1 pseudogene is annotated in these 384 nt (G+C 67.2%); it reads left to right on the forward strand.

The features are described from left to right. Positions 1-384, forward strand: a pseudogene (locus AC0IYH_RS29745) (iron ABC transporter permease); the annotation flags it as partial.

Genomic DNA, 384 nt, shown 5'->3' on the forward strand with positions numbered 1-384 from the left:
TCTACCAGCAGTTCGAGCTGGAGTTCAGCGGCAGCAATGCGGCCATGCTGTCCGCGCTGTTGCTGGCGCTGTGCATGCTGTTGCTGTGGGGCGAATTCCGTCTGCGCGGGCGCGGCTATGCGCGTACCGGCCAGGGCGTGGCACGCAGCGCGGCCCGGGTGCGCCTGGGGCGCTGGAGTGTGCTGGCTCAGGTGCTGCTGTTGGCGCTGGTGGCCATCGGCTGCGGTGTGCCGCTGGTGATGCTGGGGTTCTGGATCGTCGAAGGCAGCTCGGCCAGCTTCCCCGTGGTGGAAATCGCCGAGACGCTGTGGTCGTCGCTGACATATTCCTTTGGTGGTGCCTTGCTCAGCTGCCTGCTGGCGCTGCCGGTGTGTCTGGTGGTGG

The sequence above is a fragment of the Pseudomonas sp. AC463 genome, from assembly GCF_979253585.1.